This window comes from Halopiger thermotolerans (assembly GCF_054654555.1).
In genome coordinates this window covers 761,248-787,570 of record NZ_BAAIEU010000004.1, presented here as the reverse complement: position 1 = coordinate 787,570, position 26,323 = coordinate 761,248, and the positions used below count along the sequence as shown (strand labels likewise).

The following is a 26,323-nucleotide window of genomic DNA, read 5'->3' as shown; positions in this document are numbered from 1 at the left end:
GTCGATATCACTGCTATGCCTGTCGGCGAACTCGGTCCCCAAGACGTGGTAACGGCCAGTCCAGACACCGGCCTCGAGTCCGAGCGAGTGGGCGCGATCGTCATCACGGACGACGACGAACCCGTCGGCATCGTCACCGACCGCGACATCGCGCTCGCGCTCACCGACTACGACGACCCGACGTCGACCGCGGTCGAGGACGTAATGACCGAAGATCCGGCGACGCTGCGGTACGACGACGAGCCGATCGAGATCTCGCGCGCGATCGAGGAGCACAACGTTCGCCGGTTCCCCGTCGTCGACGAGGACGGCAAACTCGAGGGGATCGCGACGTTCGACGACCTCGTGGCGACGCTCGGCGAGCAACTCGACAACGTCGCCGACACGATCGAAGCGCAGTCGCCGGAGTACAGTCCCTGATCGCCAGCCGTCGTGCCGGTCGCAAGGAGTCGTCGTCGGTATCAGTAGCCGCCCGATTCCTCGAAGCACCGCCCGCAGCGCTCGAGTTCGGCTTCGACTGCCGGCTCGATTTCTTCCTCGGAGATTATCCGAATGCGATCCGTCGACACGTGGCGCAACGCGCCGCAGTCCGCCGGCTGATTTCGCGTGCTGCGCGCGGGTTTGTGGGCCGTCTTCGTCGATTCGTTGAGAACGATCCGCATATGAGATCCACCGCGCGACGATACTATAATGAATTTCCGTGATAGTGCCGGACGTGTCGACTGGATAATTTATTTCTATTTGATAAGCGGCTGTCGAGACGGGAGGTACCGGTGGAGATAACCCATTTGTATTATCGGGTAGTAGGAAGTGCCGATGGCGTTCAGCGACCGACTGCTCGAGGAGGGCGAACAGATCTGGGCGGCCCAGAAAGATCATCCGTTCGTGCGGGAACTCGCGGCCGGCACGCTCGACGAGGACGCGTTCCTCCACTGGGTGCGCCAGGACTACCGCTACCTGCTGGACTACGCCCGCGTGTTCGCGATCGCGGGGACGAAGGCCCGCGACGAGGAGACGATGACCCATCTACTGGGCGTCGCCCATGAGATCCTCGATTTCGAGATGGATCTGCACCGCGAGTTCGCCGCCGACTACGACATCGATCCGGCGGACCTCGAGGCCGTCGAGAAGGCGCCGACCTGCGTCGCTTACACGAACTATCTCGTGCGGACGGCCCACGAGGGGTCGCTCGCCGAGATCGCGGCGGCGATCTACCCCTGCGGACAGGGCTATCTCGACGTCGCCGAGCACATGGCCGAGATTTCGACCGACGATGAGAACCCCTACCAGCCGTTCATCGACAAGTACACCAGCGACGAGTTCCGCGAGGCCGTCGACTGGATGCGCGCGTTCGTCGACCGCTGCGGCGAGCGCTACCCCGGCGAGCACGACGCCATGCGCGAGGCGTTCCGCACCAGCGCCAGACTCGAACTCCAGTTCTGGGAGATGGCCTACGCGCAGGAGGGGTGGGCGACGGCGGCCGAGATCGACGGGTAGCCCGCTGCGCTCGGTTGCCGTCGAACCGGGCGGCCCTAGTCGTGGCCCGACACCGGCACCGGCTCGTACGGTTCCTCGAGATACGCGATATCCGAGGCCGACAGCGAGATCTCGAGCGCCTCGACGGCCTGCTCTAAGTGCTCGACGCTGGTGGTGCCGACGATCGGCGCATCGACCCAGTCCTTGTGCAGCAGCCACGAAAGCGCGATCTGGGCCATCGTCACGCCCTTTTCGGCGGCCAGTTCCGCCACGCGTTCGTTGATTTCCTGCCCGCCGCCCTGGCGGTAGGGGTGTTCGTACATGTGTTCTTCCGTCTCGCCGCGGGTCGTCGCGTCGATTTCCTCGTGGGGCCGCGTTAGATAGCCCCGCGCCAGCGGCGACCACGGCATCACGCCGACGTTTTCCTTCTCGCAGAGCGGCAGCATCTCGCGCTCCTCCTCGCGGTAGACCAAGTTGTAGTGGTTCTGCATCGTCGCGAACCGCTCGAGACCCAGCCGGTCGCTGGTATAGAGCGACTCGGCGAACTGGTGGGCCCACATCGAGGAGGCGCCGACGTAGCGCACTTGCCCGCGGCGGACGGCGTCGTCTAACGCCCGCAGCGTCGTCTCGATCGGCGTGTCGTCGTCCCAGCGGTGGATCTGGTAGAGGTCGACGGTGTCCATCCCCAGCCGGTCGAGGCTCGCCTCGAGTTCTTGCTCGATCGCCTTCCGGGAGAGACCGCCCGAGTTCGGATCGTCCTCGCGCATCTGGAAGTAGCCCTTCGTCGCGACGACCGACTCCTCGCGGTAGCCCTCGAGGGCCTCGCCGAGGATTCGCTCGGACTCGCCCTTCGAGTACATGTTGGCGGTGTCGAAGAAGTTGATCCCGAGGTCGATCGCCCGCTCGATGATCTCCGTGCTCTCCTCCTCGTCTAGGACCCACTCGCGCCAGTCGGGATCGCCGAAGCTCATGCAGCCCAGACAGATCCTGCTGACTTCCATGCCGGTGTCGCCGAGGGTCGTATACTCCATGCGCGGGCATATGCCGGCCGTCGAGAAAAGAGTCGGCGGTTCTCGAGCGTTCTCGGACCGACGATCACGACGTCTCGCTCGCCCGCTCGAGCCGACCCGCGACCGTCCGATAGGCGTCGACCGCCTGGGCGTCCGGCCGATGATCGCAGACGGGGTGCCACCGCGCCTGCGCGTCGGCAACCGCCGCCTGCTCCGCGACGATCGTCGCGTCGACGCCGAGCCGCCGGCCGAGACGGTCGCCGAGGGACGCGTGGGCGTCGCGGTCCGCCCTGTTGAGGACCGCCGCGGCGATCGGCGTCTCGAGCGAGGCCGCGAGGTCGCGGGTCCGCACCGCGTCGACCAGCGCCGCCCGCGAGGGTGCCGTCACGAGCACCGCGAGATCGGCCGACTGCAGTTCGACGCCGACGTCGCGCGCGAGCCCCGCCGGACAGTCGACGACGACGCGGTCGAAGCGTCGCTCGAGTCGATCGAGCACCGACGGGAGCGCCTCGAGGGCCGACGCGCGGGCCCCCGCGAGCGTTCGACCGCAGGGGAGCACCGCCACGGGGCCGGCGTCCGCGACCGCCTCGAGCGGATCCGCACGCCCGGCGAGCACGTCGTGGAGATCCGGCTCCGCGGCGGGACCCGACGGGAGGTCCGGGACCGCGAGGTCGCCGTCGACGACGACCGCGCCGAGTTCGCGGCCGAGGTTCCACGCCGTCGTCGACTTGCCGACGCCGCCCTTTCCACCGACGACGGCGACGATCATCGGTTAGTCTCGTCGCCGCCGTACGTCCGCTCTCGCTCGCGCTCGAGGCCGAGCGTCTCGCGCGTCGGCCGCCAGTCCTCGAGGTCGGCGAGTGCGACCGCACCGTCGTCCGAGCGACCGACCGCGTCGGCGTCACAGCGTTCGCTCGAGACGACCTCGACGAGCGGGTCGGTCGGCGGCGCCGGACTCGCGATCCCGACCCCGCGGCGGCGGTTCGGTCGGATCGTCGCCGTCCAGCAGTCGTCGTCCCAGTGTGGATCGGGGACGCCGTCGCGGCGCGGAATCCAGAGGGGCCCCTCGAGTCGGCAGCGGAGGCGAACGCGCTGGGGCGTCGCTCGCGTGTTCGCGACGACGACTCGGACGCGCGTGACGCCGTTCGTTCGGTCGCTGGTCGCGTCGACCGTTACCATGCGTTCCCACCGCTCCCAGATTCCGACTCGACTGCGGTATCGAGCGCCCCGGAATCGAACGCGGCCAACTCGGCCGGCGACGCGAGCAGCCAGCACTCGTCCCCCGCCTCGAGCGTCCGTCGATCCGGGGGCAGCGGCTGCCGGTCACCGTCCCGCTCGAGTACGAGCGCTCGGCCGGGAAGCCAGCCGACGAACTCGCCGACGAGCGGGCCGTCGGGTTCGACGGGTACCGTCGCGACCGTCTCGTCGGCCGTCCGAACCGCGGCGGCGAACGCATAGCCGTCGGTCGCCTCGTCGGGGTGTGCGACGAGTCGGTAGCGTTCGTCGGCCGCGAGATCGTGGGCGCGATCGACGTCGACGACGACGGTGGCGACCGATCCGGTCGACGCTCGGAGCCGCCCCGTGGCGACGAGTCGCTCCTGATTCCGATCGTCGCGTCGTCGCGTCTCGTTTTCGTCCCGCGTTCGACCTCCTTCTCGTGAGGTCGAGGTCCAGATTTCGACCGGATCGCCGACGCTCGCGTCCGGCAGCGGGTCCGTGCAGATCGCGACGGCGGCGGTCGACGGCGGCAGCACCGATCCGAGTCCGGGCTGCCGTCGGCCGACGCGAACCCGTTCGACGCTCCCGTCGGCGGCCATCGTCACGGCCGCGTAATCGAGCTCGTAGTCGCGCTCGAGGTGGCGCTCGAGCCGGTCGCGCCGCTCGGCGGGGGACGAGCCATGGGGAACCGTGACGACCGTTCCGGTGAGCGCCCGTCGAACGGCGGGGTCGACCGGCCGGTAGCCGTCCGCGTCGTCGATCGTCGCGGGCAACTCGAGGGAAACGGCGAGGCGGGCGGTACGAACGATCGAGGCGGGCTCGCCGTGCGCGTCGATCCGGGTGATGTCCAGCACCTGCCGGGCGAGCCGGTCGCCGAATCGTCCGCCGGCTGTGCCGACGGCGCCGGCGACCGCGACCGTCGCAAGCAGATAGCCGGCGCTCGCGCGGTGCTCGAGGGGGACGCCCTCGAAGAAGGCGCTCGCAGCAAAGGCGGTGTACGCAAGGTAACCGGCGACCGCCGACAGGCCGACGCCGACCGCGACGCCGGCGGGCGGCGCTCGCGTCGTCACCCGCCGGTAGCCCGCCGCGAGGAGGCCGGCGACGACCGCCGACAGTAGCCCCAGTCCCGCAATGCCGACCGCCGCCTGCCGAAGCAACTCGGCGTAGAACGCGGCGTCGATCATTCGTCGGTCACCTCGCGGTCTCGAGAGCGAGATCGGGGTGCGGCGACGAACGCGCGGGTCGGCGTCGCCGCAGTGGCCCCGTCCGCGCTCTCGAGATCGCCCCCGGCATCGGTCGTGCCTGTACTGACGAACTCCCACTCGCCGCTGTGAACGGCCAGCACCTCGCCGGCATCGGCGTCGAGAGCTCCGTCGGCGTCCTCGCCCCCGAGCGCGTCGCCCCCGCCGATCGAGCGAATCGGTCGCCCGGCCTCCTCGAGGAGCGCCGCGGCCTCGAACGCGGGCGCGTCGCCGCTCGGGAGGACGGCGATTCGATACCGGTCGGCCGCGAGTAACCGGCCGGCGTCGCTCGCCGCGACGCACACCGTGAGTCGTCCCGAGCCGCCGTCGAATCCGGCGTCCGCAGCGTGGAATTCGGTCGAATCGGACCGTGAACGAACGCTCGAGTCTTCGCCTGCGCCGACCGCGAGCACCTCGCCCTCGAGCGTCGCAGCGACGGCGGACTCGTCACCGTCACCGTCACCGGAGTCAGCATCGACGGCGCCGATCGCGACGCGGTCGCCCGATTCGATACCTGTCGGGAGCAGTCCGGAGACCGTAACGGCCCGCGTGCCGTCGGGAAGCGACGTCGCGACGCCCTTCGTCGGCGGCGCGGCGGTGATCGTCGCTCGTCCGCGGCCGTCGACCGCGACGTCGATCGCCGACAGCCCGTGGATCGTCCGCAGCCGTTGCTCGAGCCGTCGCTCTAGTTCGGACAGTTGCAGGTCCGCAGGGAATCGCCAGGCACCCTCCGCGAGGGCCGTCCGCAGTGCCGGCGACGGCGACGGATAGCCGTCGAACTCGCGGATCGCGCCGGCCGACCGGATCGTCACCTGGCCCATCGCGTCGACGGCGTCGATCGCGTCCGCGGACAGGGCCGTTCCGCGCACGATCGGCACCGCCCGGTCCCGCGGAAGCTCGGTCGCGATTTGATCGCCCTGAGCGACCGCGACGATGCCGAGGGCGCCCGCGACGGTCGACGCGAACGCGACTCGAGACCCGTGCTCGAGGCCGGCGCTCGGATCGAAGATTCCGGCGGCAATGCCGGTGCCGATCGCAACTGGCACCGTTGCGAGCCCAGCACTGACTGGAAGGGACCGATCGGTCCCGATTCCGACGGCGATCGCTGCGAGGCCGGCGAGCAGCGCCGGGCCGAATCCGAACAGCAACCCGTACGCGATGCCGAGCAATGACTCGGACGGGAGGTCGATCATCGACTCACCTCGAGCCGCCGCAGTCGGCGTCCGACGGGGGCTCGATCGGCCCCGCGCCTGCGCCCGCGTTCACGGCGTCGAACGCGATCGGAACCGTGCCGATCGCGCCGGCGTCCGGTCGGTACTTGGTCACCGAGACGGCGTGGCCGACGTCGCTCTCGAGGCCCGAGCCGACCGTCTCGAGTTCGAACACGGCGTCGGCGGCCCGCAGCGTCGCCGACCGATTGGCGGGCTCGTCGAAGTCGAGACAGTGGAAGATCGCGAGGCCGTCAGTTTCGGCCAGTCGCTCGGACAGCGTATCGAGGAAGGAGACGTACGTCGACCGATCCCGTCGCTCGAGTTCGTCGACCGGATCGACGATCAGCGTGGCCGCGTCCGGAAGGTCCTCGACCAGCGCGGTCGCCTCCGCGAGGGCGTCGTCGCCGGCGACGCGTCTGATCGTCGGCTCGCCGGCGTCGACCGTAGATGTCTCGATCGCGCGCCGAACCGTTTTCCGCGACCCCTCCGTCGAGAGGTACAGCGTCCCGCGGAGTTCGGTCGCTCGGTAGAGGAGCCGCTCGGCCTGGCTCGCCGGGTCGGCGACGAGCGCGACGATAGCGCCCGCGGGGAGCCCGCCGTCGAGGTGGCGGTCGAGGGCATCCGCACCGACGGGGAGCCGATCGCCGTCGGTCGTCGGCGGCGCCCGCTCGCGCGGGGACTGTGTACGGAGTCGCTCGACGATCTCGTCGAACGCCGCCGCGACCTCGTCGTTCGCCAGCGGCGACGGGCGATCAGGAACGCAGCCCAGTATCGGCACGCCGCGCCACTCGGCCGCGCGGTCCGGCACCTCGGACCGGCGGTTCAGGACGGCGCCGTAGATCGGCACGCCGAGTCGCCGCGCCACGTCGATCGTCGTCTCCGCGGCCTCGAGGCTTCGCTCCGAGTCGCCGGCGACGACGATCACGCCGTCGGCGCTCCGGAGCGGTTCGACGAGGTCCGGGCCGGCGCCGGCGGGGCAGTCGAGCAGCACTTGCGTCCCCTCGAGGGTGGCCCGATCGGCGAGCGAGTCGAACGCGAAGGTGTCCGACGGTTTCGGTGCGGGGACGATCCCGACGGTCGATTCGCGGGGATGTTCCTGTGCGATCTCTTTCAGCGTCGCTCCGCGCTCGAGGGCGGCGAGCGTCGGCTCTCGGTCCAGATCGGTCATCACGTGCAGGTTCGGTAGCTGCCGGTCGGCGTCGACTGCGATCGCCGGGATCGGGGGATCCGCCCCGGCGAACGCGGTCGCGAGGCCGAGCGCGACCGTGGACTTGCCACAGCCGCCTTTCGAGCCAGCGATGGCGATCATACCCGCTCTGGCCGCGCCATCCCTTATGAACTCCCGCTCGCGCGGGTCGCCCGGAAAAATAGATCGACGGCCTGCTCAGTCCGACGACGCTTCGCCGCCGTCCGCCGACTCGTCGGACGCGGCCCCGGACTCGGACTCGCTCGAGTCCGCACCCGAATTCGAACTCGATCCGCGGTTGGCCCAGTCGCCGTAGAGGTACGAGCGCTCGTAGCCCGCGCCGGTCACGGCGTCGCCGATGACGACCAGCGCCGAGGCGCGGTAGCCGGCTTCCTCGACCTTGTCCGCGATGTCGGCGATCGAACCGACGATCACGTCCTCGTCCGGCCAGGAGGCGTGGTAGATCACCGCGACCGGCGTCTCGGGATCCGCGCCGTCCTCGAGCAGCCGGTCCATCGTCTCCCGGACGGCGTGGGTCCCGAGGTAGATGCAGGTCGTCACGTCGCCCATTTCGACGAACTCCGAGATGTGGTCCTCCTCGGGCTCTAAGGTCTTCCCCTGCGGCCGGGTGAACGCGACGTGGTTCGACACCTCGTTGAGCGTCAGTTGCGTCCGCAGCGTCGCGCTCGCGGCGAAGGCGGAGGTGACGCCGGGCACGAAGTACGTCGGTACGCCCTCGTGTTCCAGCGCGTCCATCTGCTCCAAGGCCGCGCCGTAGATCGCCGGATCGCCGCTGTGGAGACGGACGACGTTACGCCCCTCCTCGTAGGCGTCCCGCATCAGCGGGATCAACTCCTCGAGATCCTTCCCAACCGAATTGACGAGTTCGGCGTGACCGCAGTATTCGTCCAGGAGTTCGCTGTTGACCAGCGAGCCCGCGTGGACCACGAGGTCCGCTTCCTCGAGCAGTTCCTTCCCGGCGACGGTCAGCAGGCGCGGGTTGCCGGGCCCGGCGCCGACGAAGGGGATGCCCTCCTGCTCGTCGCCGGCGCTGTGCTCGAAGACGCGGTCGTCGAGCTGCTCGCGGCGCCGGTCGGACTGGGAGTCGATCGCCATCTGCGGGTCGTTCGGCTCCGAGGCGTCGTCGCTCATCGGTCACCTCCGCGCTCGTGCTCGCGGTCCTCGCCGAGTCCGTAGTCGCCGCTTTCGTACCCCTCGGCGCGCTCGAGGGCGGCGAGTTCCTCGGTGGTCAGTTCGCGTCCACCGTCCGCGACCGGCTCGCTATCGGTCGTCGCGTCGTCCGACCCGGACTCGTCGTCCGCCTCGAACGCCGCCGTCGCCGGCTCGACCTCGAGGTCGGCCTTCTCGGCGTAGGCGAGCGTGTAGTAGTCGCGCTCGTCGATCTCCGCGGGGTCGTCGGTGACGATCGTCTCGCCCTGCTCCATGAACAGCCGGCGGCCGTAGGTCACGTCGTAGCCGGCGTCGACGAGCCCCTCGTGGGTCGCGGGGGCGTCGGTGACCTTGAACAGGATCATCCGATCCGGTCCCGTCGGACTCGCGCCGCCCGCGGCCTCGCGCAGCGCGAGGCCCGCGCCGGCCTCGATCTCGATCCCCATCGCGGTCGCGAACGCGGTGACGGCGCTGACGCCGGGGACGATCTCGAGGTCCACGTCGGGGTGGAACGCGTCGATCGTCCGGCGCAGGTGGCCGAAGGTCGAGTAGACGTTCGGATCGCCCAGCGTGACGAAGGCGACGTCGCCCTCGCGAGCCTCGGGCGCGACCTCCGCGGCGGCCGCCTTCCAGGCCCGCCGGAGCTTCTCCTCGTCTTTCGTCATCGGGAAGTCCAGATCGCCGATCTTCTCCTCGGCGACGTGCTCGAGGGCGACCGACCGCGAGAGACGACCCGGCGAGTAGACCACGTCGGCGCTCTCGAGGACGTCCTTTCCACGGACGGTGACGAGGTCGGCTTCGCCGGGGCCGAGGCCGACGCCGTAGAGGGTCATCGGCTCACCTCGCCGCCGTCCGTCGCAACTTTCTCACCGTCGTCCGAGTCCGAATTCGAATCGGGCGTCGCGCTCCCGACCAGCATGTAGACCGGGTTGTCCGAATTGAAACTCGTCGCCCCCGCGAGTTCGTAGCCGTGGCTCACCTGGAACTGGACGACCTCCTCGAGAATTCCTCGCTCGCGGAACACCTCCGTCGCTTTGCCGGCGACCTCGAGCCGCGAGACGTTCATCACGATGCGGTCGACCTCGGTCTCGACGGCGTGATCGAGGACGGCCTCGAAGTTGCGGCTTCCACCGAGAAAGAGCGCGTCGGCGTCGTCGGGTAGGCCCTCGGGAGCCTCCGCGTTCCGAAGCTCAACGTCCGCGCGGATCGAGTCCTCGTTAGCGGCGAGGTTCTTCTCGGTCGTCTCGAGGCGCTCGGCCTTTCGCTCGAGGGCGGTCACCCGCCCGGCCCGCTGTGCGGCTTCGATCGTGACGGCCCCCGTGCAGGAGCCGACCTCCGCGAAGTGGTCGTCCGGCTCGAGGGCGAGTTTCGACCGGACGACGGCTCGGACCTCCGACTTGGTCGGCCCGGCCTTCGCGTCGTAGGGCAGCGCGATGGGTGGCATCACGCGTGGAATCAGCGGCCGGGCCTAAAACAATTTTGTTTGGTGTAGCGCAACTACGGTTGCTTACTCGGGTGGACAATACCGAATCGGATCGATCCGCCCGTCAGATCCCGCGAAACCCTTACGACTCGGTTTCGACGGTCACGTCGAACTTGTCGCGCCACCGGTAGCGTCGACCGCTCCAGACGAACGACCGGCGAGTCAGCGCGTACGCGAGCAGCGGGATCGATAGCAGTACCGCCGGATACGCCGCGAGGAACGTCCATCGGCGAATGCCGAACGTGGCGTAGACGATCGCCATCGCCGCCGTCAGCACCGTGAACGCCGGCAGCGGGAACAGCACGCAGCCGGCAGCGAGCACCGCAGCGAGGCCGGCCTGTGCCGCGAACCCCCGCGAGTCGTGCTGTCGGACGATCTGCGTGAACCGCACCTGATTCTCGATCGTCTCGCGGATCGAGCCGCCGATCTCGACGTATCGAGTCCGCCCGACGCTCGTGATATCGGCGTACTCCATCAGGAGGCCGTCGTCGCTGATCGTCCGCCGGAGATCCTCGAGGAACGCCGCCTCGCCCGCGAGATCGTCGCGCTCGAAGATCACGGCGCCGCCCCACGGAACGTCCGTGAGTGCGACGCCGAGCGTCCCGCTGACGGCGTAGGTCGGCTCGAGCAGTTTCGCGAGCGGATCCTGCCCGACGAAGACCGGCACTTCGGTGGTCGGCCCCTGACGCTCGTAGTCGGCCTGCAACCGCTCGAGCCAGTCCGACGGGTGGTGAAAGTCGTCGTCGGTCCAGACGATGCGGTCGTGTTGGGCCGCCTCCATCCCGGCCGCGATCGCGTTCGCCTTTCCGGAGCACCCCTCCGGTTCGCCGGCGACGACCAGCCGAACGTTGTCGGGATACTGGTCGATCCGGGCGGCGACCGACTCGAGTTCCCGATCGCAGAGCACGAGGAGTTCGTCCGCCGGTCGCAGCTGCTCGGCGACCTCCCCGCAGGCGTCGGTCCACGCCGTCGTCGGCAGCAAGACGCTCGTCGGCGCGGTCGCTTCCATAGCATCCAGTTTGCCACAATGACAGTTAAACAGAGCGGGACGTCCAGTTGGCTCGACGGCAATTAGCGACGATCAGCCGGCGAGACGCTCGAGGAACCGATCGAATGCCCCGCTTTCGGGATGGACGTGGACGTACGTGCCCAGCGACTCGTATTCGGTGAGGCCGTCGTGTTCGCCGTCGATGCCGTCGCCGCGGACGGTCTCGAACGCGAACCGGGCGTCCCCGTCGACGGCGGCGCTCGAGTAGTGGAACTCGTGGCCCCGGATCGTCTCGCCGGTGTCAGCGGTGAGCGTCCCGTCGACGGCCTCGAGTTCGACGTGATCGAGCGCCTGATACCGGTCGTGCATCGTCACGTCGGCGGGCAGGATTCCGGCCATCTCGTGGCGATCCCCGTCGGCCGTCGTCAGCGACCGGCTCATCGCCATCAGGCCGCCGCACTCCCCGAGGACCGGCAGTCCCTCGCTCGCCAACGCGCCGAGTTCCGAGAGCGTGTCGCTCGACTCGAGTTCGGCGGCGTGGAGTTCGGGGTAGCCGCCGGGGAGGTAGACGCCGTCGCAGTCGGGAACGGAATCGCCCGCGACGGGGGAGAACGTCACCACCGCGGCGCGCTCGCGGAACCGCTCGAGCGTGGCCGGATAGCGGAAGCAGAAGGCGGCGTCGCTGGCCACGGCGACGGTGGCGTCGACCGAGTCTGCGGGCTGGACGGGTTCCTCGGGCGCGGGCGGGTCGCGCGCCACCGCGGCCAGCCGTTCGGCCTCGAGCGATTCGGCGGCCGCCCGGAGCGCCTCCTCCGGCAGCGTCGCCTCCTCGCCCATCTCGAGGCCGAGATGCCGGTCGGGAATCTCGAGGTCGTCGTTCGGCGGGACCCGGCCGAGGTACTCAAGATCGTCGGGCAGGGCGTCCCGAATGCCCTGCTCGTGGCGGCCGCCGTGAGCGCGCTGGGCGACGACGCCGACGACGTCGATGTCGCGCCCGATCGTCTCGGCGTACTTCTCGAATCCCAGCGCCGTCGCCGCGACGCTCTCCATCCCCGCCTTCGCGTCAACGACGAGCACGACCGGCAGATCGAGCGCCTCGGCGACCATCGCCGTGCTCGAGCCGTCGCCGTCGTACAGGCCCATTACGCCCTCGACGACGCAAATATCGCCCTCGCCGCGACGGTAGTTTCGGCGGAGGCCGTCCTCGCCCTCGAGCCACAAGTCGAGGGTTCGCGAGGGCCGGCCCGCGACGGCCTCGTGGTGGCTCGGATCGATGAAGTCCGGCCCCGCCTTCGCGGGCTGAACGTCGTAGCCGGCGTCCTCGAGGGCCTGCACGATCGCCAGCGTCGCAACCGTCTTGCCGACGCCGGAACTGACGCCGCCGAGGACGAATCCGTTCATCATTGTGGTTGCGTTTCCACAACCGACCTTGAATCCGTCGGTGCGGGCGACCTCGCCGCGGGACCGAAACCGAGTTGGGACCGGTCGTCGTTTCCCAATCGTACCGATGAGCGACGCAGCGACCGCCGAATCGGAGCCAATCCCTGCGCTAAAGGAACGCGCCGGCGTCGTCAACGCCTTACTCGAGGGCGTACAGACGGTGCTCGTTCGCCACCCAACGCTCGATCCGGGAACGATCGACGAGCGGTTCGCGCTCTACCCGGCCTACAGCCACCAGAAGCCGACCCGCTATCGAGCCGAATACGAGGAGTACTACCACCGGGCGAGCGCCAAACCCGACGCCGGCATCCCGATCCGCGGCGTCGCCGACGTCCGCGAGGAGTACGCCGTCTCGAGTGGCGACCTCGAGGCGCTGGCCCGCCACTACGTCTACACGCCCGAGGGTCTGCGCGACAAGTACGACCCGGACGACGAACTGCGCGTGCTCCTGCTGCGGGTTCGCGAACTCGAGTCACCCCGGCTCATCGACGAGCGGGGGAGCTACCGGGGCTGTCGCGCCTGGATCGACCTCGCGGCGGACGCGGCGATCGATCCCGAGGCGGCGACGCCGGTGCTCGACGACGCGACCTTCGCCGAGCGGCGAGCGGCGGTTCGGGACGCCCTCGAGTGACCGTCCGCCGTCCCGTCCGTACCACCGACGAATTTAACCGCTCGAGTCGGCTACGACCGTCGGATCGAACTATGAGCGAGGACCGAGAACGCGGGGACGACGGACTTGAGACCGAACAGCACCTCCGCAAGGCGCTGCGGCATCTGAGCGAGGCGCGGGACGGCGACGACCTCAGGAAGACCAACGCCGTCGCCCTCGAGGAGGTCGAGAGCACCGTCTCGTCGGTGCTGCGGGAGTACGAAGCGGACGAGTGAGCGGCGACGAGCGGTCGCGAATCGTCCCGCGGGCCGTCCATCGCGCGGAGTCGAACGGACGGCGTCGGTCCGCCCGCCATCCCGTGTAGATATTACCGATTCTCGAAACGATTTATTCAGTTAAATTAAATAACTCGTCGACCGATGACATCCGCGGATGCGGCCGTCGATTCGGCCCGATTCGAAGACCGGACCGAGGTGGCGAGTCGTGAGTGAACGGGACGAGACCGTCAAAGACCGCGTCCGGCAGTACTGGGACGGACGCGCGGAGTCGTACGACGGCGATAGCCACCACGCCGTGCGAGACGAGGCGCAACGCGACGCGTGGCTGTCGGTGCTTCGCGAGTGGGTCGGCGACGGAGAGCCGCCGCGACGAGTGCTCGACCTCGGCTGTGGAACCGGCGTCGTCTCGCTGTTACTCGCTGAAATCGGCCACGACGTCACCGGCGTCGACCTCTCGGAAGACATGCTCGAGCGCGCACGAGCCAAGGCCCACGAGCGCGACCGGTCGGTCGCGTTCCGGAACGGGGACGCGGAGTCGATCTCGGAGCCGGCGGACGCGTACGACGTCGCGACGGCCCGCCACCTCGTCTGGACGCTGCCGAATCCGTCGGCGGCGCTCCGGGAGTGGCGTCGCGTCGTCCGTCCGGGCGGGCGCATCGTCCTGATCGAGGGCCACTGGGACTTCGACGAGCCGTTCGAGGGGTATCGGGAGATTCGGGACGAGTTGCCGCTGTACGACGGGCGACCGCCCGAGGAGCTGGTGACGGTGCTCGAGCGACACGGTCTCGAGCGGGTCGAGTACGAGCCGTTGATGGATGCCGTGCTCTGGGGCGACGATCCAGACTACGAGCAGTACGTCGTCGCGGGCGACGTTCCGGAGTAGCCGAGCCGACGGAAAACTCGCCGCCGACGGACGGCCGCGGAACTCTCGAAGGACCGTATCGAGGCCCGACTACGACACCGGCTGTCGAACAGCGAGGACGACCAGATCCGAGAACGGCGTGTCGTCCCGTCCGCTCCCGCCGGCGTGCTCGGCGAGGTCGGCCAGCGTGAACCGGTGGATCTGCTCGTCCTCGTGGGTCAACTTCTCGAGCACCAGCGCCTCGAGGGCGGGATCGGCGCCCCGCTCGAGCAGGAACTGTGCGATATCGCCGGGCATCCGGTCGTAGGGTCGGGGGAGCGCGAGCAGGTGCCGGTCGTCGTCCACGACCGCGGCGGCGAGCCGGTCCATATCGCCCTCGAGGTCGCCGCTCTTGTGCAGCGTGACGAACTCGGTGTCCTCCATGGGCGTGCGGGCGCGGCTGGCGGCCATCTGGAGCGACGAGATGCCGGGAACGATCCGGACCGGCACGTCGGAAGTCTCCCGTTCCACGGCGTCCTGCACCTTCCCGACGAACTGGTACCCCGAGTGGTTCGGATCGCCCATCGCGACGGCCGTTCCCGACTCGCCGGCCGCAACGCGCTCGCCGAACGCCTCGAGCGCCGCGGCTTCGTCCTTGTATCCGCAGGTCAGCAGGTCAGTGTCCTCGTCGACGAGATTCTCGACGAATTCGACGACCGTGGTGAAGCCGACGATCACGTCCGCCTCGCGGATCGCCCGCTCGCCACGTGGCGTGAGGTACTCGAGGTTGCCGGGGCCGATGCCGACGGCGTACACCGGCTCGTCGCCAGCGTCGTCGATATCAGGTTCCGGCGCCGCGGCTGCGAACGTCGCCGGATCCGGGCCCACGTCGAGGTCGTAATCGCTCATTCGTCGCCGTCGTCCTCGCTCCGGTCGGCGGCCCGGGCCGCTCGTTCGTCGGCCGTCAGCTCGAGGTCGAGCTCGTCGGTCCGCACGTCCTTCGCGACGTGGATCAGTTCGTTCGTCAGCGCGGCGGCGAGGCCGCTCCCGCCGCGGCGGCCGACGTTCGTAATCGCGGGGACGCCGTACTCCTCGCTGACCTCGCGGATCCGCTGGCGGCTCTCCTCGGCCTTGACGAAGCCGACCGGCGTCGCGACGATTACGGCGGGTCGCGTGCCGTTCTCGATGCAGTCCGCCAGCGCGAACGCGGCCGTTGGCGCGTTGCCGATCGTCGCGACGGCGCCGTCGTAGGCGCCCTGCTTGTCGAGCTCGAGCACCGAGGCGGCGGTCCGGGTCATCCCGGTCTCCTTCGCAAGTTCGGCGCCGTGGCCGATCGCCTTTCGCTTCTCACAGTTGTGGCCCCGGCTCGTGATCCCGGCTTTAGGCATCGTGATGTCGGTCACGATGTCGGCCTCCTCGAGCACCGCTCGAGCGCCGGCGCGGACCGGAGCGTCCTCGTCGTCGCCGAGCTCGTCCGCGCCCGTAAATTCGATCAGGTGCTGGAACTCGATGTCGCCCATCGAGTGGACCGACTTCTGTCGCACGCGGTCGGCCAGCGTCTCGTCCGGCACGAACTGCCGGACGATGTCCATGCTCGTCTCCGCGATGTCCATCGCGTTCTGCGTGGTCGCGCCGAGGTCGGCGTACTCCTCCTCGAACTCTTGGTCGCCGTCAGTCATCCGTCGACACCCCCGCGTCCGCGCCGACGGCCTCGTTGGTCGTCCGCGCCTCGAGATCGCCCTCGACCTCGAGATTGAGGTCGCGAAGCCGGTCGACCGTCTCCTCGTCGGCGTCCCAGAGGTCGCGGTCGATCGCCTCGAGCAGCGTGTCCGTGATGGACTCGAGGGCCCACGGATTAACGTCGCGCAGCCACTCCTGGCGGTCCTCGTCGAAGGCGTACTTCTCGGCAACCTCCTCCCAGAGGGTGTCCGAGACAACGCCGGTCGTGGCGTCCCAGCCCAGCGTCACGTCGACCGTCGTCGAGAGGTCGCCAGCGCCCTTGTAGCCGTGCTCCTCCATGGACTCGAGCCAGTCGGGGTTGAGCACGCGCGAGCGCATCGCTTTGCGCACCTTCTCCTCGTTCGTGTAGACGTCGACGTTGTCGGGGTCCGAGGAGTCGCCGACGTAGGAGGCAGGTTCCTCGCCGGAGATTTCGGACACTGCGGAGATGAACCCGCCGTGGAAGGCGTACCAGTCCGAGGAGTCGAACTCGTCCTGCTCCATCGTGTCCTCGAGCTTCACGGTGGCGTCGACGCTCGAGAGGCGCCGCTCGAAGGCGTCGTGGGCGTCGGAGACGCGCCCGCGAGAGCCCATCGCGTAGCCGCCCCACTGGACGTAGACGGAGGCGAGATCGGCGCGGTCGTCCCAGTTACCCTCGTCGACGGCCTTGTTCGTCCCGGCGCCGTAGCCGCCGGGCTTGGTCGTGAAGACGCGGTGTTTCGCGGCCTTCCGGGCGTCGGATTCATCGAGGTCCTGTTCGTCCTGCAGTTCTTCGGCCTCCTCCTCGACGTGCTTTTTCACGTAGTTCATGTCGTGCGGCTCGTCCAGATCGACGACCGCGTCCACGGCGTCGTGGATGACCCCCGCCGCGGCCGGGAACGCGTCGCGGAACAGCCCGGAAACGCGGGTCGTCACGTCGATTCGGGGTCGGCCCAAATCCTCGAGCGGAATCGGCTCGACGTCGTCGATGCGGCCGGCGTCGGTCCACTGCGGTTCGACGCCCATCATGGCGAGCACCTGCGCGATGGTCTCCCCGCGGGTGCGCACCGTCGGGGTGCCCCACGCGACGACGCCGATCTCCTCGGGATACTCGTCGTTTTCGGCGTGGTGGCGCTCGAGCACGCCTTCCGCGACCTCCTTCCCGACCTGCCAGGCCGGTTTGGCGGGCACCTTCCGCGGATCGAGCGTGTAGAAGTTCCGCGCAGTGGGCAGCAGGTCGACGCCGCCGCGAGTCGGCGCGCCGGAGCCGCCCGGCGGCACGTACTCGCCGGAGAGCGCGTCCACTGTTCGCGGAATCTCGTCCTCTGCACCCTGCACACGGGGCTGGGCCTCCTCGCAGATGTACGCGAGTACTTCGCGGAGGGCGTCGTGGGCACCCGACTTCGCTCGGGCGTCGCCGATCGTCTCGAGGTCGACGACGAGCAGGTTCATGTTCACCTCGTCCTCGGGACCCGCGCCGCGTTCGGATTCCGGAATATCGAAGTCGTGCTCGGCGAGCGTCTCGACCAACTCGAGGCTGGTCTCGTGGACGATATCGGCAGCCTCGGCGTAGGTCATGCCCAGATCCTCGTCGTACTCGCCGGGCGCGTTCAGCATCTTCTCGTAGTCGACGCCGAGCGCGCCGGCGACGCTCGCGCGCAGGCTCGGCGCGCCGGGGTTCTCGAGGCGCGTGAGCGCGACGAGGTACTCGACGAGTCGCTCGTCGGCCGGCGGCTCGGACATGGTGTGCAGGCCGAGCCGGATCTGCGTGGTCTTGACGTCGGTGAGGTACTCGTGGATCCGCTCGACGAGTTCGTCGATGTCGACCTCGTCGCCGTCCACGTCGCCCTCAGCGAGCGTCGAGCCGGCCTCGTCGGGGCCGCGGACGTCGGCTTTCTCGTCGATGGTGCCCGCAATCCCCAACTCGACCGCGAGGTCCAGTTCCTCGACCTTCTCGCGGATCAGCGTCTCGAGGTGCTCGCCGTCGTCCGCGCGGGCGTCCTCCATCCCGGCCTCGCGGTACTGGTTCGCGAGTTCCTCGAGTTCCGAGAGTTCGTCGTAGGTGCCGGCCGACCGCATGACCGGGGTGAGGTAGTCGACGATGGCGGCGTAGGACCGGCGCTTGGCCTGGGTCCCCTCGCCGGGGTTGTTGACGATGTAGGGGTAGACGTTCGGGATGTCATCTACCAGTTGATCGGGCGCGCTCTCGCCGTTCAGGCCGACGGTCTTGCCGGGGAGCCACTCGAGGCTGCCGTGCGTGCCCAGGTGGACCACGGCGTCGGCCTCGAAGGAGTTGCGCAGCCAGCCGTAGAAGGCGTAGTAGTCGTGTGGCGGCTGCAGGTCCGAGTCGTGGTAGACCTTCGAGGGGTCCATCCCGAACCCGCGCGGGGGCTGGACCGTGACGAGCACATTGCCGAACTCGACGCCCGGGATGGCGAACGGCCGGTCAGGGGCCTCGCCCCACTCCTCGACGACGTTCTCCTGGAATCGCTCGTCTGCGGACTCGAACCAGTTCTCGTAGGTGTCCGGCGAAACGACGTCGACCGAGAGGTCGCGGACGTCTTCCGGCGCGACCCAGCGGTCCTCGAGGGTCAACTGCGAGGTCAGCGTCTCGACCAGCGTCTGCCCGTCCTCGGGCGTCTCGCCGCCGAGGTCGTAGCCGCGAGCCTCGAGTTCCTCGAGCAAATTCACGGTCGACTCGGGCGAGTCGAGGCCGAACGCGGTGCCGATGCCGTCATCGCTCGGGGGGTAGTTGTGCAGGACGACGGCGACGTTCTTATCCTCGTTGGGGGTGTGTCGAAGTTCGGCCCAATTGACTGCCAACCGCGTCGCGTGGTCGATCCGGTCCTCGATCGGGAAGTGGTGTTTCGGCGCGGAGCCGATGCCGGCCTCGTCGTCGGTGCGCTCCTTCCCCGAGATGGGGTGGGTGATGACGTTGCCGTCGAACTCCGGCAGTGCGACCGAGAGGGCGAGTTCGAAGCCCATCACGCCCGTGTCGCTGGACTCGTAGCGCGAGCGCGAACGCATCGTGGTGATCGTCTGGAGAACTGGGACGCCGAGGCGGTCGAGGAAGACGTCCTCGGCCGACTCGCCCTCGTCGCTGGCCGACCGGCCGCGCTCGTCCATCGAGAGCGAGAACATGAACGAGGAGAGCACGGCGTCGACGATCGGCTCGCCGGTATCGTCGATGAGCCAGTTGTCGGTCACCCACTCGGCGTCCTCCTGCTCGTCGGTGTCCGTGGCGGGGTTACAGAAAATCGGCAGGGCGTTCGCCCCCTGCTCCTCAAGCGCGCGGACCTGCGCGTCGACGTAGCGGGTGTTCTCGTGGGTCCAGTGAGATTCGTAGAACCAGATCGCAACCGTGGGTCTGTCGGGATCGTGGGTCTCGAGCAGTTCTTCGTACCCGATTCCGGGGTAGTCGGGATGGTAGACGCCCTCCGTGGGGAGTTCGGCAGGATCGTCGTACTCGAGGTCTCGTCCCTCGTACGCCGAGACGAGGAACCGACACAGGTTCTCGACGTTGATCGTGCCGCCCTTCTCGAGATAGTCGTAGACGAGATCGCGGTGGTCGTCGCTCACCGTCGTATCCTCGAAGGCGAAGGCGTCGCCGGTCGCCTTGACGATCAGCGGGACGCCCGCCGCCTCGAGTTCGCTCGTCGCGTAGTCGTAGCCGGGCATGCTGTCCTCGGCGCCGTGCAGCCAGAAGATCGCCGCCGCGGCGTCGCGCAGTTCCTCGACGAACGCCTCGACGTCGGCCTCGTCCTCGAGGTCGCTCTCCGAGCGCACGACCAGGTCGACGTCCTCGAGGCGCTGTGCGGCCTGCCCGATCGAGCCGAGTTCGTTCTCCGTCGCGGTGTAGATCCCGATCCGTGTCATCGATTTTTTAAACCTCTGTTGTATTAGCTCAAGTATGGTTGTAAACGCCGGGGGTAAAAAATCTTCGTCGCTTCCCCTTCCGGCGATCGTCGGACAGGAGGATCTCAAGCGCGTCCTGTTGTGCGTCGCGGCCAACGACAACCTCGACGGCGCCTTGATCGCCGGCGAGAAAGGCACCGCGAAGTCGACGGCGGTGCGCGGACTCGTCGACCTGCTCCCCGAGCAGCGGGCCGTCGCGGACTGTCCCTACGGCTGTGCACCCGAGGACCCCGCGCTGCAGTGCGACGACTGTCGCGAGCGCGATCCCGCGGAGATGCCCGTCGAGACGCGGCCCGTCCCGCTCGTCACGCTGCCGCTCGGGGCGACGCGGGACCGCGTCGTCGGCACCCTCTCGGTCGAGGACGCGCTGGCCGGCGCGGCCGACTTCGATCCCGGCCTGCTGGCCCGCGCCCATCGGGGCATCCTCTACGTCGACGAGGTGAACCTGCTGGACGACCACCTCGTGGACGTCCTCCTGGACGCCGCGGCCAGCGGCGTGAACCGCGTCGAGCGCGACGGGATCAGCGTCTCCCACCCCGCCGAGTTCACGCTGATCGGGACGATGAACCCCGAGGAGGGGGATCTGCGCCCCCAACTGCGCGACCGGTTCGCCCTGCAGGCCACCGTCGAAGGCGCCCGGGACGTCGACGAGCGCGTTGAGATCATGGATCGCGTGCTCGAGGACGAGGGCGCCGACGGCGATCCGAACCCCCAGGAGCGGTACGCCGACGACGTCGCGGCCCTCCGCGAGACCCTGCTCGAGGCCAGACGTCGACTCCCGGACGTCGACCTCCCGCGCGAGTTCAAGGCGGAAATCGCCGACCTCTGTCTCGAGGCGGGCGTCGACGGCCACCGCGGCGACGTGGCGATCGCCCGCACCGCGATGACGATCGCCGCGCTCGAGGGGCGGACGACGGTGATCGAACCGGACGTCCACGAAGCCGCGAGTTACGCGCTGCCCCACCGCCTCCGGAGCACGCCCTTCGAGGACGAACCGGACCTGGACGATCTGCTCGAGGACCGGTTCGACGACGGGGCTGACGAGGGAGACGGCGCGGACAGCGAATCTGACGAGGGAGAGGGCGAGAGTGACGAGCGCGACGACGATACGCCGGACGGCGAGAACGAGGACGAAACCAGCGAGTCCGACTCCGGTGGCGACGAGTCTGACGGCCCCGACGACGAGTCGGGCGACGACTCGCGTTCCGGTCCCGACCGGGAACAGCGGCCGGAAAGCGACGACGAATCCGCCGCGGGCCAGTCGGCCTCGGATACCGGCGGCGCGGGTGCGGACGACGACTCGAGCGAGGGCGACAACGGACCGGAGTCGAACGAGGACGGCTCGAGCCCGGACGACGGCGACGCGGACGAAACCGCGCAACCGCTCGTCCCTGGTCAGCAGCGGGCCGATATCGGCGAGGCGTCGGCGCCGGCCCTCGAGACGCCCGACGCCGAGAGCGGCGATGACGGAGCCGCGACCGGCGGATCGCGCGCCGCTACCGCGCCGAGCGTCGACAACCGCGGCGCCCGGGTTCGAACCGAACCCGCCGACGGCGACGGGCCGATCGACGCCGCCGCGTCCGTGCGATCGGCGGCGGCCCGCGGCGAGTCGCGGGTCGAAAAGCGGGATCTCCGGCGGTCCGTCCGCACCGGCGACGCGTCGGCGACGATCGTCTTCGCCGTCGACGCCAGCGCCTCGATGCGCCCGGCGATGCGGACCGCGAAGGGCGTCGTCCTCGAGTTGCTGCGGGACAGCTACGAGCACCGCGACGAGGTCGCGTTCGTCGCCTTCGCGGGCGACGATGCGGACGTCCTGCTGCCCCCGACCGACAGCGTCTCGCTGGCTGCACGGCACCTCAAGGAACTCCCGTCGGGCGATCGCACCCCGCTGCCCGCGGGCCTCGAGACGACTGCAGCGGTCCTCGAGCGCGCCGAGACCGACGCGTCGGTGGTGGTGCTCGTGACCGACGGGCGCGCGAACGTCGCCGAGGGGGACGGGGGGCCGACCGAGTCCACCCGGCGGGCCGCACGCCGACTCGCGCGCAGCGGAGCCCACGTCCTCGTGGTCGACGCCGGCGACGACGCGCGGGCCGGCCTCTCGGGGCTGGTCGCCGACGAAACCGACGGCGACCTGATCGACCTCGCGGCGCTGTCGCCGGAAACGGTGCGAGCGGCGGCCGACCGCGCCGCGTCCGAGTAACGGCGACGGCGGCGTTCCGAATCGTATCGGGGTTGGTCTACCGTGACGCGTCCCGACTGCGCGGACAATGTGCGCGAGCGACTGCCCGAGTTGCCCACCGACTCGGGAACCGAAACGGGTCGGGCCGCACTCGAGTACGGCCTCGAGAAGACGTTCGAGTGCGACCGCTGCGGCTACGGCTGGAACGTCGTGTTCTGAAGCGCGGTTGGACGGGGTATCGAACTCGACCGTCGGCCTCGAGCGGCTCGAACCGACGGCCGTCGGCTTTCGGCCCGCGCTCGCCGAGATCAATACGCTCCGTCTGCGTACGTGTTAGTGACGTGTCCAGTCCGGTCTCGGCGGCCGTCGCGGATCAATACGCCTATTGACTTCCCGTTCCGTCATCCGACGAACGACTATCCATGACGGGGGACGACGCGGCCGCCGACGGGGCCGCCAGCGACGACATCGAGTACGGGATCGACGACCGGCCGCCGCTGGGCGAATCGTTCGTCCTCGGCGTGCAACACTACCTGACGATGGTGGGGGCGAACATCGCCGTCCCGCTGATCCTGGCGGAGGCGATGGGGATGCCAGGCGACGTCACGGCCCGGTTCATCGGCACCTTCTTCGTCGTCTCGGGGATCGCGACGCTGGCCCAGACGACGTTCGGGAACCGCTACCCGATCGTGCAGGGCGCGCCGTTCTCGATGCTCGCGCCCGCTCTCGCTATCGTCGGCGTCGTCGGCGCCGGGGGCGTCCAGGGGCAGGGATGGGAAACCGCGCTCCTCCAGTTACAGGGGGCGATCATCGTCGCCGCGTTCGCCGAAGTCGCGATGGGGTATTTCGGCCTGGTCGGGAAGCTGCGCCGATTCCTCTCGCCGGTCGTCGTCGCGCCGACGATCGCGCTGATCGGCCTCTCGCTGTTCGGCGCCAGCCAGATCACGGCGGCCGACCAGAGCTGGTGGCTGCTCGGCCTGACGCTCGGACTGATCCTGCTGTTCTCGCAGTACCTCGAGGTCAAACACCGGGCGTTCAGACTGTATCCGGTCATTCTGGCGCTCGCGATCGCCTGGATCGTCGCCGCCGCGCTGTCGGTCACCGGCGTCCTCCCGAGCGGCCATCCGGGCTACGTCCCGCTCGGCGACGTCACCGACGCACAGCTGTTCTTCCCGATCTACCCGTTACAGTGGGGCACGCCCCAGTTTACGACCGCGTTCATCGTCGGGATGTTCGCGGGCGTGCTCGCCTCGATCGTCGAGAGCATCGGCGACTACTACGCAGTCGCGAACCTGACCGGCGCCGGCGCGCCGAGCGAGCGACGGATCAACCACGGCATCGGCATGGAGGGGCTGATGAACGTCTTCTCCGGACTGATGGGCACCGCGGGCTCGACCTCCTACTCCGAGAACATCGGCGCGATCGGGCTGACCGGCGTCGCCTCCCGCTACGTCGTCCAGTTGGGCGCGATCGTCATGCTGTTCGTCGGCTTCGTCGGCTACTTCGGCCAACTGATCGCGACGATCCCCGACCCCATCGTCGGCGGGCTGTTCATCGCGATGTTCGGCCAGATCGTCGCCGTCGGGATCTCCAACCTCCGTCACGTCGACCTCGACTCCTCGCGGAACACGTTCATCGTCGGCTTCGCGCTGTTCGTCGGCCTGGCGATCCCCGCCTACATGGGCAACTTCGACGGGCCGATCGCGTTCCGCGAGGCGATCGGGCTCGAGGCCACGCTCGCCTCGCTGCCGATCTGGGCCGGGGCGGCGGTGCAGGCGGTCGTCGACACCGTCTACATCGTCGGCTCGACCGGCATGGCCGTCGGCGGACTCGCGGCGCTGATCCTCGACAACACCGTCCCTGGATCGCGCGAGGAACGCGGCCTCGCCCACTGGGACCGCATCGCCGAGGACGACGCCGAGTTCGACTCCTTCTGGGACCGCTGGCTCGGCGACGGCGGCGGTGCGGGATCGAACGTCGACTCCGGCCGCGGCGACTGATCGACTCCCGTCGGCCGGACGGCAGCTAGCTTATCCGTTCGCGACCCGGAGGACGGACCGATGCCGGAACTCGCGCTCGAGGACGGACGGCTCTGGTACGAAACGCACGGCCTGGATCGAGACGGAGACCAGGTACGAAACCGCGACCGGCCGATCGTGTTCGTCCACGGCGGCTGGCTGAACGGCACGGCCTGGAAGCCGCAGGTCGATCACTTCGCGGCGGACTACCCCACCGTCACCCTGGACGTGCGCGGCCACGGCCGGACGGGCGCGACCGACGCCGATCGGTACTCGATCGAGCTGTTCACGGACGACCTCGAGGCGCTGCTATCGCACCTCGAGATCGAGCGCCCCGTTCTCTGCGGCCTCTCGCTGGGATCGATGGTCGTCCAGGAGTACCTCCACCGCCACGCGGGTCCGGGCTCACGTTCGGGCGCCGACGGCGCGTCGAACGGCGCCGTCCCGGCAGGTGCGATCCTCGGCGGTGCAATTCGCTCGATGCCGCCTGTCGACCTCCCGTCCGGGACCGAATTGTTCCTCTCGCCCGGGCCGGTGCTCGCGACGTCGCTGTCGCTGACGGGGCCGAAGACGACGTTCCGCTCGCTGCTCCAGTCGGTCCGAGCGACGACCGGCCAACAGTGGCTGTCGGTCGAGCCGGACGTGCGTTCGGCGGCGATCGAGTCCGTCGGCGAGGTCTCCCGTCCGGAGTTCCGGAAGGTCTTCGACGCGCTCCTGCGGTACGACCCGCCCGATCTGACCGGCGTCGACGTCCCGACGCTCGTCGTCCACGGCGAGCAGGAGGCCCCGCAGGTCAAGCGCCAGGGCGTCCAACTCGCGTCGGCCCTCGCCGACGGCCGGCGGGTGACGCTCGATGACGCCGGCCACCTCGTGAACCAGGATCGACCCACCGCGTTCAACGCGGTGAGCGAGCAGTTCCTGAACGGTCTCGCCGAGCCGTCGGCCGCGCGCTAACTCGGGCCTCCCTATCTCCTAACTTCCCGAAACGGCGCTTTAGAAGCGTATTGGCGGCGCATTTTCGATTTCTCGGCCGGCGTTCTCCCAAAGTGAGTTGGAGGAATGGTGATACGGGAGTGACGTGTATTCCGTTTCCGTGAGCAAATCAAAATCGAGTACGAAGACCGTCGTGATGTGCCAGTCGTGCGAATCGGTCTTCGTCTCCGAAGTCAAACCCGACGGGACGATCCGGCCGATCGGCGTCTCCGCGGATTGCACCTGCGGCGACGGCGAGTTCCGGCGAATTTCAGGGACGGTCGACGCCGAGTGAGCGGCGACGTCCGTCGAGACGGACAACGCGATCGTCGTTCGATTCGAGTCAACTGTCGGTACATTCTTCGCTCCTGTCGTAACTGCCGATCAGTGACGACCGTCCGACCGCTCGCGGAGCGACCGCGTCCGACGGCGGGCCCGGAACCGACCGCGCGTACTGACGACTGAATTACACGAACGGTTGAACTAATTGAATTCGCCTGAATCGGGCGAAAATCGACAGACACGCGTCAGACGCCTCCACAACGCTTATTCGCGCGGGCGCGACTTGTATGAGCAATGGCCGGGTTAGACGACGTGTTCGGGGAGCTCTTCTCCGGTGCCGACGCGATTTTGCTGTTCGCACCGAGCGGATCGTTCTACGAACGGTTTCGGGAGATCGACGACTTAGACGTCGTCGTCGTGGGCACGGAGAACGACGTCGGCGCCGACACGTTCGTCGAACTCCCCCTCGAGTTCGAGGAGGTCACCGAACGGGTCAAGTTCGCCCTCGAGGGCGCCTTGGAACAGGACGTCGTCGACGACGGCGACGAGCTCATCTGCGCGACGGGCGTCTTCGGGGGCGAGATAGATACCGTCTCTCGCGTGCGTGCGGACGCCGACGCCCACACCGGCATCTACGATCTGTTCGCCCAGTCCCGGGCCGAGCCCGAAGTGATCAAGTCGGTGCTGGAGCTGGCGATCGAACTGGGACAGAAGGGCCAGAAGGGGAAACCGGTCGGCGCGCTGTTCGTCGTCGGCGACGCCGGCAAGGTGATGAACAAGTCCCGCCCCCTCTCGTACAACCCCTTCGAGAAGTCCCACGTCCACGTCGGCGACCCGATCGTGAACGTGATGTTGAAGGAGTTCTCGCGGCTCGACGGCGCGTTCGTCATCTCCGATGCCGGCAAGATCGTCTCGGCCTACCGCTACCTCGAGCCGTCCGCGGAGGGGATCGACATTCCGAAGGGACTGGGCGCCCGGCACATGTCCGGCGCGGCGATCACGCGGGATACGAACGCGGTTTCGATCGTGCTTTCGGAAAGCGACGGGCTCGTCCGGGCGTTCAAGGCCGGCGAGCTCATTCTGGAGGTCGATCCGGAGGCGTACTGA

The 26,323-nt window shown here is 68.9% G+C and carries 26 protein-coding genes; 11 read left to right on the top strand and 15 right to left on the bottom strand.

The annotated features are described in order from the left end of the window. Positions 1-15: 15 nt before the first annotated feature. The gene (locus tag ACYQ26_RS11565; protein ID WP_459809048.1) at positions 16-420 is read left to right on the top strand and encodes a CBS domain-containing protein; all 405 of its coding nucleotides are present in this window, start codon (positions 16-18) and stop codon (positions 418-420) included. 41 nt (positions 421-461) lie between these two features. On the opposite strand, the gene ACYQ26_RS11560 is transcribed toward ACYQ26_RS11565, so the two are convergent. After that, complete coding sequence (locus ACYQ26_RS11560; RefSeq protein WP_459809047.1) at positions 462-662, bottom strand: hypothetical protein; 201 nt, start codon at positions 660-662, stop codon at positions 462-464. Positions 663-816: 154 nt separating this feature from the next. On the opposite strand from ACYQ26_RS11560, the gene tenA reads away from it, so the two are divergent. Further along, the gene (gene tenA / locus ACYQ26_RS11555) at positions 817-1,497 is read left to right on the top strand and encodes a thiaminase II (RefSeq protein WP_459809046.1); all 681 of its coding nucleotides are present in this window, start codon (positions 817-819) and stop codon (positions 1,495-1,497) included. Positions 1,498-1,532: 35 nt separating this feature from the next. Here tenA and ACYQ26_RS11550 read toward each other — a convergent pair whose 3' ends face one another. The 11 genes from ACYQ26_RS11550 to ACYQ26_RS11500 all read right to left on the bottom strand — a co-directional run bounded on the left by ACYQ26_RS11550 (position 1,533) and on the right by ACYQ26_RS11500 (position 12,384). Then, positions 1,533-2,507 (bottom strand): aldo/keto reductase, encoded by a 975-nt coding sequence (locus ACYQ26_RS11550; protein WP_459809045.1) that lies wholly within the window; start codon positions 2,505-2,507, stop codon positions 1,533-1,535. Positions 2,508-2,571: 64 nt separating this feature from the next. Further along, positions 2,572-3,255, bottom strand: a complete 684-nt coding sequence (locus ACYQ26_RS11545; protein WP_459809044.1) for a MinD/ParA family ATP-binding protein — start codon at positions 3,253-3,255, stop codon at positions 2,572-2,574. Continuing rightward, positions 3,252-3,665, bottom strand: coding sequence for a DUF7857 domain-containing protein (locus ACYQ26_RS11540; RefSeq protein WP_459809043.1), 414 nt, complete (start codon positions 3,663-3,665; stop codon positions 3,252-3,254). Before ACYQ26_RS11540 ends, ACYQ26_RS11545 begins: the two co-directional genes overlap by 4 nt. Continuing rightward, the gene (locus ACYQ26_RS11535; protein ID WP_459809042.1) at positions 3,659-4,888 is read right to left on the bottom strand and encodes a DUF8167 domain-containing protein; all 1,230 of its coding nucleotides are present in this window, start codon (positions 4,886-4,888) and stop codon (positions 3,659-3,661) included. The genes ACYQ26_RS11540 and ACYQ26_RS11535 overlap by 7 nt, the downstream gene beginning before the upstream one ends. Next, the gene (locus tag ACYQ26_RS11530; RefSeq protein WP_459809041.1) at positions 4,885-6,138 is read right to left on the bottom strand and encodes a DUF8167 domain-containing protein; all 1,254 of its coding nucleotides are present in this window, start codon (positions 6,136-6,138) and stop codon (positions 4,885-4,887) included. Before ACYQ26_RS11530 ends, ACYQ26_RS11535 begins: the two co-directional genes overlap by 4 nt. 4 nt (positions 6,139-6,142) lie before the next feature. After that, on the bottom strand, positions 6,143-7,465 hold the full coding sequence (locus ACYQ26_RS11525; RefSeq protein ID WP_459809040.1) for a DUF7125 family protein: 1,323 nt from the start codon (positions 7,463-7,465) through the stop codon (positions 6,143-6,145). Between the two features lie 75 nt (positions 7,466-7,540). Continuing rightward, positions 7,541-8,494 carry a cobalt-precorrin-4/precorrin-4 C(11)-methyltransferase gene (locus ACYQ26_RS11520; RefSeq protein ID WP_459809039.1) on the bottom strand — a complete coding sequence of 318 codons (954 nt, stop codon included), beginning with the start codon at positions 8,492-8,494 and terminating at the stop codon, positions 7,541-7,543. Beyond that, positions 8,491-9,345 carry a cobalt-factor II C(20)-methyltransferase gene (locus tag ACYQ26_RS11515; protein ID WP_459809038.1) on the bottom strand — a complete coding sequence of 285 codons (855 nt, stop codon included), beginning with the start codon at positions 9,343-9,345 and terminating at the stop codon, positions 8,491-8,493. Before ACYQ26_RS11515 ends, ACYQ26_RS11520 begins: the two co-directional genes overlap by 4 nt. Next, positions 9,342-9,956 carry a precorrin-6Y C5,15-methyltransferase (decarboxylating) subunit CbiT gene (gene cbiT, locus ACYQ26_RS11510; RefSeq protein WP_459809037.1) on the bottom strand — a complete coding sequence of 205 codons (615 nt, stop codon included), beginning with the start codon at positions 9,954-9,956 and terminating at the stop codon, positions 9,342-9,344. The genes ACYQ26_RS11515 and cbiT overlap by 4 nt, the downstream gene beginning before the upstream one ends. Positions 9,957-10,077: 121 nt before the next feature. Then, a complete protein-coding gene (locus ACYQ26_RS11505) occupies positions 10,078-11,004 on the bottom strand; it encodes a glycosyltransferase family 2 protein (protein WP_459809036.1) in 927 nt (308 codons plus the stop codon). Between the two features lie 72 nt (positions 11,005-11,076). After that, the gene (locus ACYQ26_RS11500; RefSeq protein ID WP_459809035.1) at positions 11,077-12,384 is read right to left on the bottom strand and encodes a cobyrinic acid a,c-diamide synthase; all 1,308 of its coding nucleotides are present in this window, start codon (positions 12,382-12,384) and stop codon (positions 11,077-11,079) included. A 106-nt stretch (positions 12,385-12,490) separates the two neighbouring features. On the opposite strand from ACYQ26_RS11500, the gene ACYQ26_RS11495 reads away from it, so the two are divergent. From ACYQ26_RS11495 to ACYQ26_RS11485, 3 genes are all read left to right on the top strand, one after another. Then, the gene (locus tag ACYQ26_RS11495; protein ID WP_459809034.1) at positions 12,491-13,054 is read left to right on the top strand and encodes a DUF1802 family protein; all 564 of its coding nucleotides are present in this window, start codon (positions 12,491-12,493) and stop codon (positions 13,052-13,054) included. Positions 13,055-13,125: 71 nt separating this feature from the next. Then, positions 13,126-13,308, top strand: a complete 183-nt coding sequence (locus ACYQ26_RS11490; RefSeq protein ID WP_459809033.1) for a hypothetical protein — start codon at positions 13,126-13,128, stop codon at positions 13,306-13,308. Between the two features lie 208 nt (positions 13,309-13,516). Beyond that, a complete protein-coding gene (locus tag ACYQ26_RS11485) occupies positions 13,517-14,194 on the top strand; it encodes a class I SAM-dependent methyltransferase (RefSeq protein WP_459809032.1) in 678 nt (225 codons plus the stop codon). Positions 14,195-14,263: 69 nt separating this feature from the next. Here ACYQ26_RS11485 and ACYQ26_RS11480 read toward each other — a convergent pair whose 3' ends face one another. The 3 genes from ACYQ26_RS11480 to cobN are packed head-to-tail and all read right to left on the bottom strand — an operon-like array spanning position 14,264 to position 19,726. Then, complete coding sequence (locus tag ACYQ26_RS11480; RefSeq protein WP_459809031.1) at positions 14,264-15,061, bottom strand: cobalt-precorrin-7 (C(5))-methyltransferase; 798 nt, start codon at positions 15,059-15,061, stop codon at positions 14,264-14,266. Beyond that, on the bottom strand, positions 15,058-15,831 hold the full coding sequence (locus ACYQ26_RS11475; protein ID WP_459809030.1) for a precorrin-8X methylmutase: 774 nt from the start codon (positions 15,829-15,831) through the stop codon (positions 15,058-15,060). Before ACYQ26_RS11475 ends, ACYQ26_RS11480 begins: the two co-directional genes overlap by 4 nt. Next, the gene (gene cobN / locus ACYQ26_RS11470; RefSeq protein ID WP_459809029.1) at positions 15,824-19,726 is read right to left on the bottom strand and encodes a cobaltochelatase subunit CobN; all 3,903 of its coding nucleotides are present in this window, start codon (positions 19,724-19,726) and stop codon (positions 15,824-15,826) included. The genes ACYQ26_RS11475 and cobN overlap by 8 nt, the downstream gene beginning before the upstream one ends. Before the next feature lie 34 nt (positions 19,727-19,760). On the opposite strand from cobN, the gene ACYQ26_RS11465 reads away from it, so the two are divergent. The 6 genes from ACYQ26_RS11465 to dacZ all read left to right on the top strand — a co-directional run bounded on the left by ACYQ26_RS11465 (position 19,761) and on the right by dacZ (position 26,323). After that, positions 19,761-21,965: a VWA domain-containing protein gene (locus tag ACYQ26_RS11465; RefSeq protein ID WP_459809028.1), complete on the top strand. Its 2,205-nt coding sequence runs from the start codon at positions 19,761-19,763 to the stop codon at positions 21,963-21,965. A gap of 69 nt (positions 21,966-22,034) precedes the next feature. Beyond that, entirely contained in the window at positions 22,035-22,163 is a 129-nt protein-coding gene (locus ACYQ26_RS11460; RefSeq protein ID WP_459809027.1) for a hypothetical protein, read from the top strand. A gap of 203 nt (positions 22,164-22,366) precedes the next feature. Beyond that, positions 22,367-23,944: a uracil-xanthine permease family protein gene (locus tag ACYQ26_RS11455; RefSeq protein ID WP_459809026.1), complete on the top strand. Its 1,578-nt coding sequence runs from the start codon at positions 22,367-22,369 to the stop codon at positions 23,942-23,944. A 60-nt stretch (positions 23,945-24,004) separates the two neighbouring features. Further along, positions 24,005-24,916 (top strand): alpha/beta fold hydrolase, encoded by a 912-nt coding sequence (locus ACYQ26_RS11450; protein WP_459809025.1) that lies wholly within the window; start codon positions 24,005-24,007, stop codon positions 24,914-24,916. Between the two features lie 139 nt (positions 24,917-25,055). Further along, on the top strand, positions 25,056-25,229 hold the full coding sequence (locus ACYQ26_RS11445) for a hypothetical protein (protein WP_459809024.1): 174 nt from the start codon (positions 25,056-25,058) through the stop codon (positions 25,227-25,229). Positions 25,230-25,510: 281 nt separating this feature from the next. Then, positions 25,511-26,323, top strand: coding sequence for a diadenylate cyclase DacZ (gene dacZ, locus ACYQ26_RS11440; RefSeq protein WP_459809023.1), 813 nt, complete (start codon positions 25,511-25,513; stop codon positions 26,321-26,323).

Excerpts from the sequence above, each read along its gene's own strand:
- dacZ (WP_459809023.1), top strand. The coding sequence starts at position 25,511 with ATGGCCGGGTTAGACGACGTGTTCGGGGAGCTCTTCTCCGGTGCCGAC.
- cobN (WP_459809029.1), bottom strand. The coding sequence starts at position 19,726 with ATGACACGGATCGGGATCTACACCGCGACGGAGAACGAACTCGGCTCG.
- tenA (WP_459809046.1), top strand. The coding sequence starts at position 817 with ATGGCGTTCAGCGACCGACTGCTCGAGGAGGGCGAACAGATCTGGGCG.
- ACYQ26_RS11450 (WP_459809025.1), top strand. The coding sequence starts at position 24,005 with ATGCCGGAACTCGCGCTCGAGGACGGACGGCTCTGGTACGAAACGCAC.
- ACYQ26_RS11490 (WP_459809033.1), top strand. The coding sequence starts at position 13,126 with ATGAGCGAGGACCGAGAACGCGGGGACGACGGACTTGAGACCGAACAG.
- ACYQ26_RS11545 (WP_459809044.1), bottom strand. The coding sequence starts at position 3,255 with ATGATCGTCGCCGTCGTCGGTGGAAAGGGCGGCGTCGGCAAGTCGACG.
- ACYQ26_RS11530 (WP_459809041.1), bottom strand. The coding sequence starts at position 6,138 with ATGATCGACCTCCCGTCCGAGTCATTGCTCGGCATCGCGTACGGGTTG.
- ACYQ26_RS11520 (WP_459809039.1), bottom strand. The coding sequence starts at position 8,494 with ATGAGCGACGACGCCTCGGAGCCGAACGACCCGCAGATGGCGATCGAC.
- ACYQ26_RS11515 (WP_459809038.1), bottom strand. The coding sequence starts at position 9,345 with ATGACCCTCTACGGCGTCGGCCTCGGCCCCGGCGAAGCCGACCTCGTC.
- ACYQ26_RS11480 (WP_459809031.1), bottom strand. The coding sequence starts at position 15,061 with ATGAGCGATTACGACCTCGACGTGGGCCCGGATCCGGCGACGTTCGCA.
- ACYQ26_RS11540 (WP_459809043.1), bottom strand. The coding sequence starts at position 3,665 with ATGGTAACGGTCGACGCGACCAGCGACCGAACGAACGGCGTCACGCGC.
- ACYQ26_RS11465 (WP_459809028.1), top strand. The coding sequence starts at position 19,761 with ATGGTTGTAAACGCCGGGGGTAAAAAATCTTCGTCGCTTCCCCTTCCG.
- ACYQ26_RS11550 (WP_459809045.1), bottom strand. The coding sequence starts at position 2,507 with ATGGAGTATACGACCCTCGGCGACACCGGCATGGAAGTCAGCAGGATC.
- ACYQ26_RS11495 (WP_459809034.1), top strand. The coding sequence starts at position 12,491 with ATGAGCGACGCAGCGACCGCCGAATCGGAGCCAATCCCTGCGCTAAAG.
- ACYQ26_RS11565 (WP_459809048.1), top strand. The coding sequence starts at position 16 with ATGCCTGTCGGCGAACTCGGTCCCCAAGACGTGGTAACGGCCAGTCCA.
- ACYQ26_RS11535 (WP_459809042.1), bottom strand. The coding sequence starts at position 4,888 with ATGATCGACGCCGCGTTCTACGCCGAGTTGCTTCGGCAGGCGGCGGTC.
- ACYQ26_RS11560 (WP_459809047.1), bottom strand. The coding sequence starts at position 662 with ATGCGGATCGTTCTCAACGAATCGACGAAGACGGCCCACAAACCCGCG.
- ACYQ26_RS11525 (WP_459809040.1), bottom strand. The coding sequence starts at position 7,465 with ATGATCGCCATCGCTGGCTCGAAAGGCGGCTGTGGCAAGTCCACGGTC.
- ACYQ26_RS11505 (WP_459809036.1), bottom strand. The coding sequence starts at position 11,004 with ATGGAAGCGACCGCGCCGACGAGCGTCTTGCTGCCGACGACGGCGTGG.
- cbiT (WP_459809037.1), bottom strand. The coding sequence starts at position 9,956 with ATGCCACCCATCGCGCTGCCCTACGACGCGAAGGCCGGGCCGACCAAG.
- ACYQ26_RS11455 (WP_459809026.1), top strand. The coding sequence starts at position 22,367 with ATGACGGGGGACGACGCGGCCGCCGACGGGGCCGCCAGCGACGACATC.
- ACYQ26_RS11500 (WP_459809035.1), bottom strand. The coding sequence starts at position 12,384 with ATGAACGGATTCGTCCTCGGCGGCGTCAGTTCCGGCGTCGGCAAGACG.
- ACYQ26_RS11475 (WP_459809030.1), bottom strand. The coding sequence starts at position 15,831 with ATGACTGACGGCGACCAAGAGTTCGAGGAGGAGTACGCCGACCTCGGC.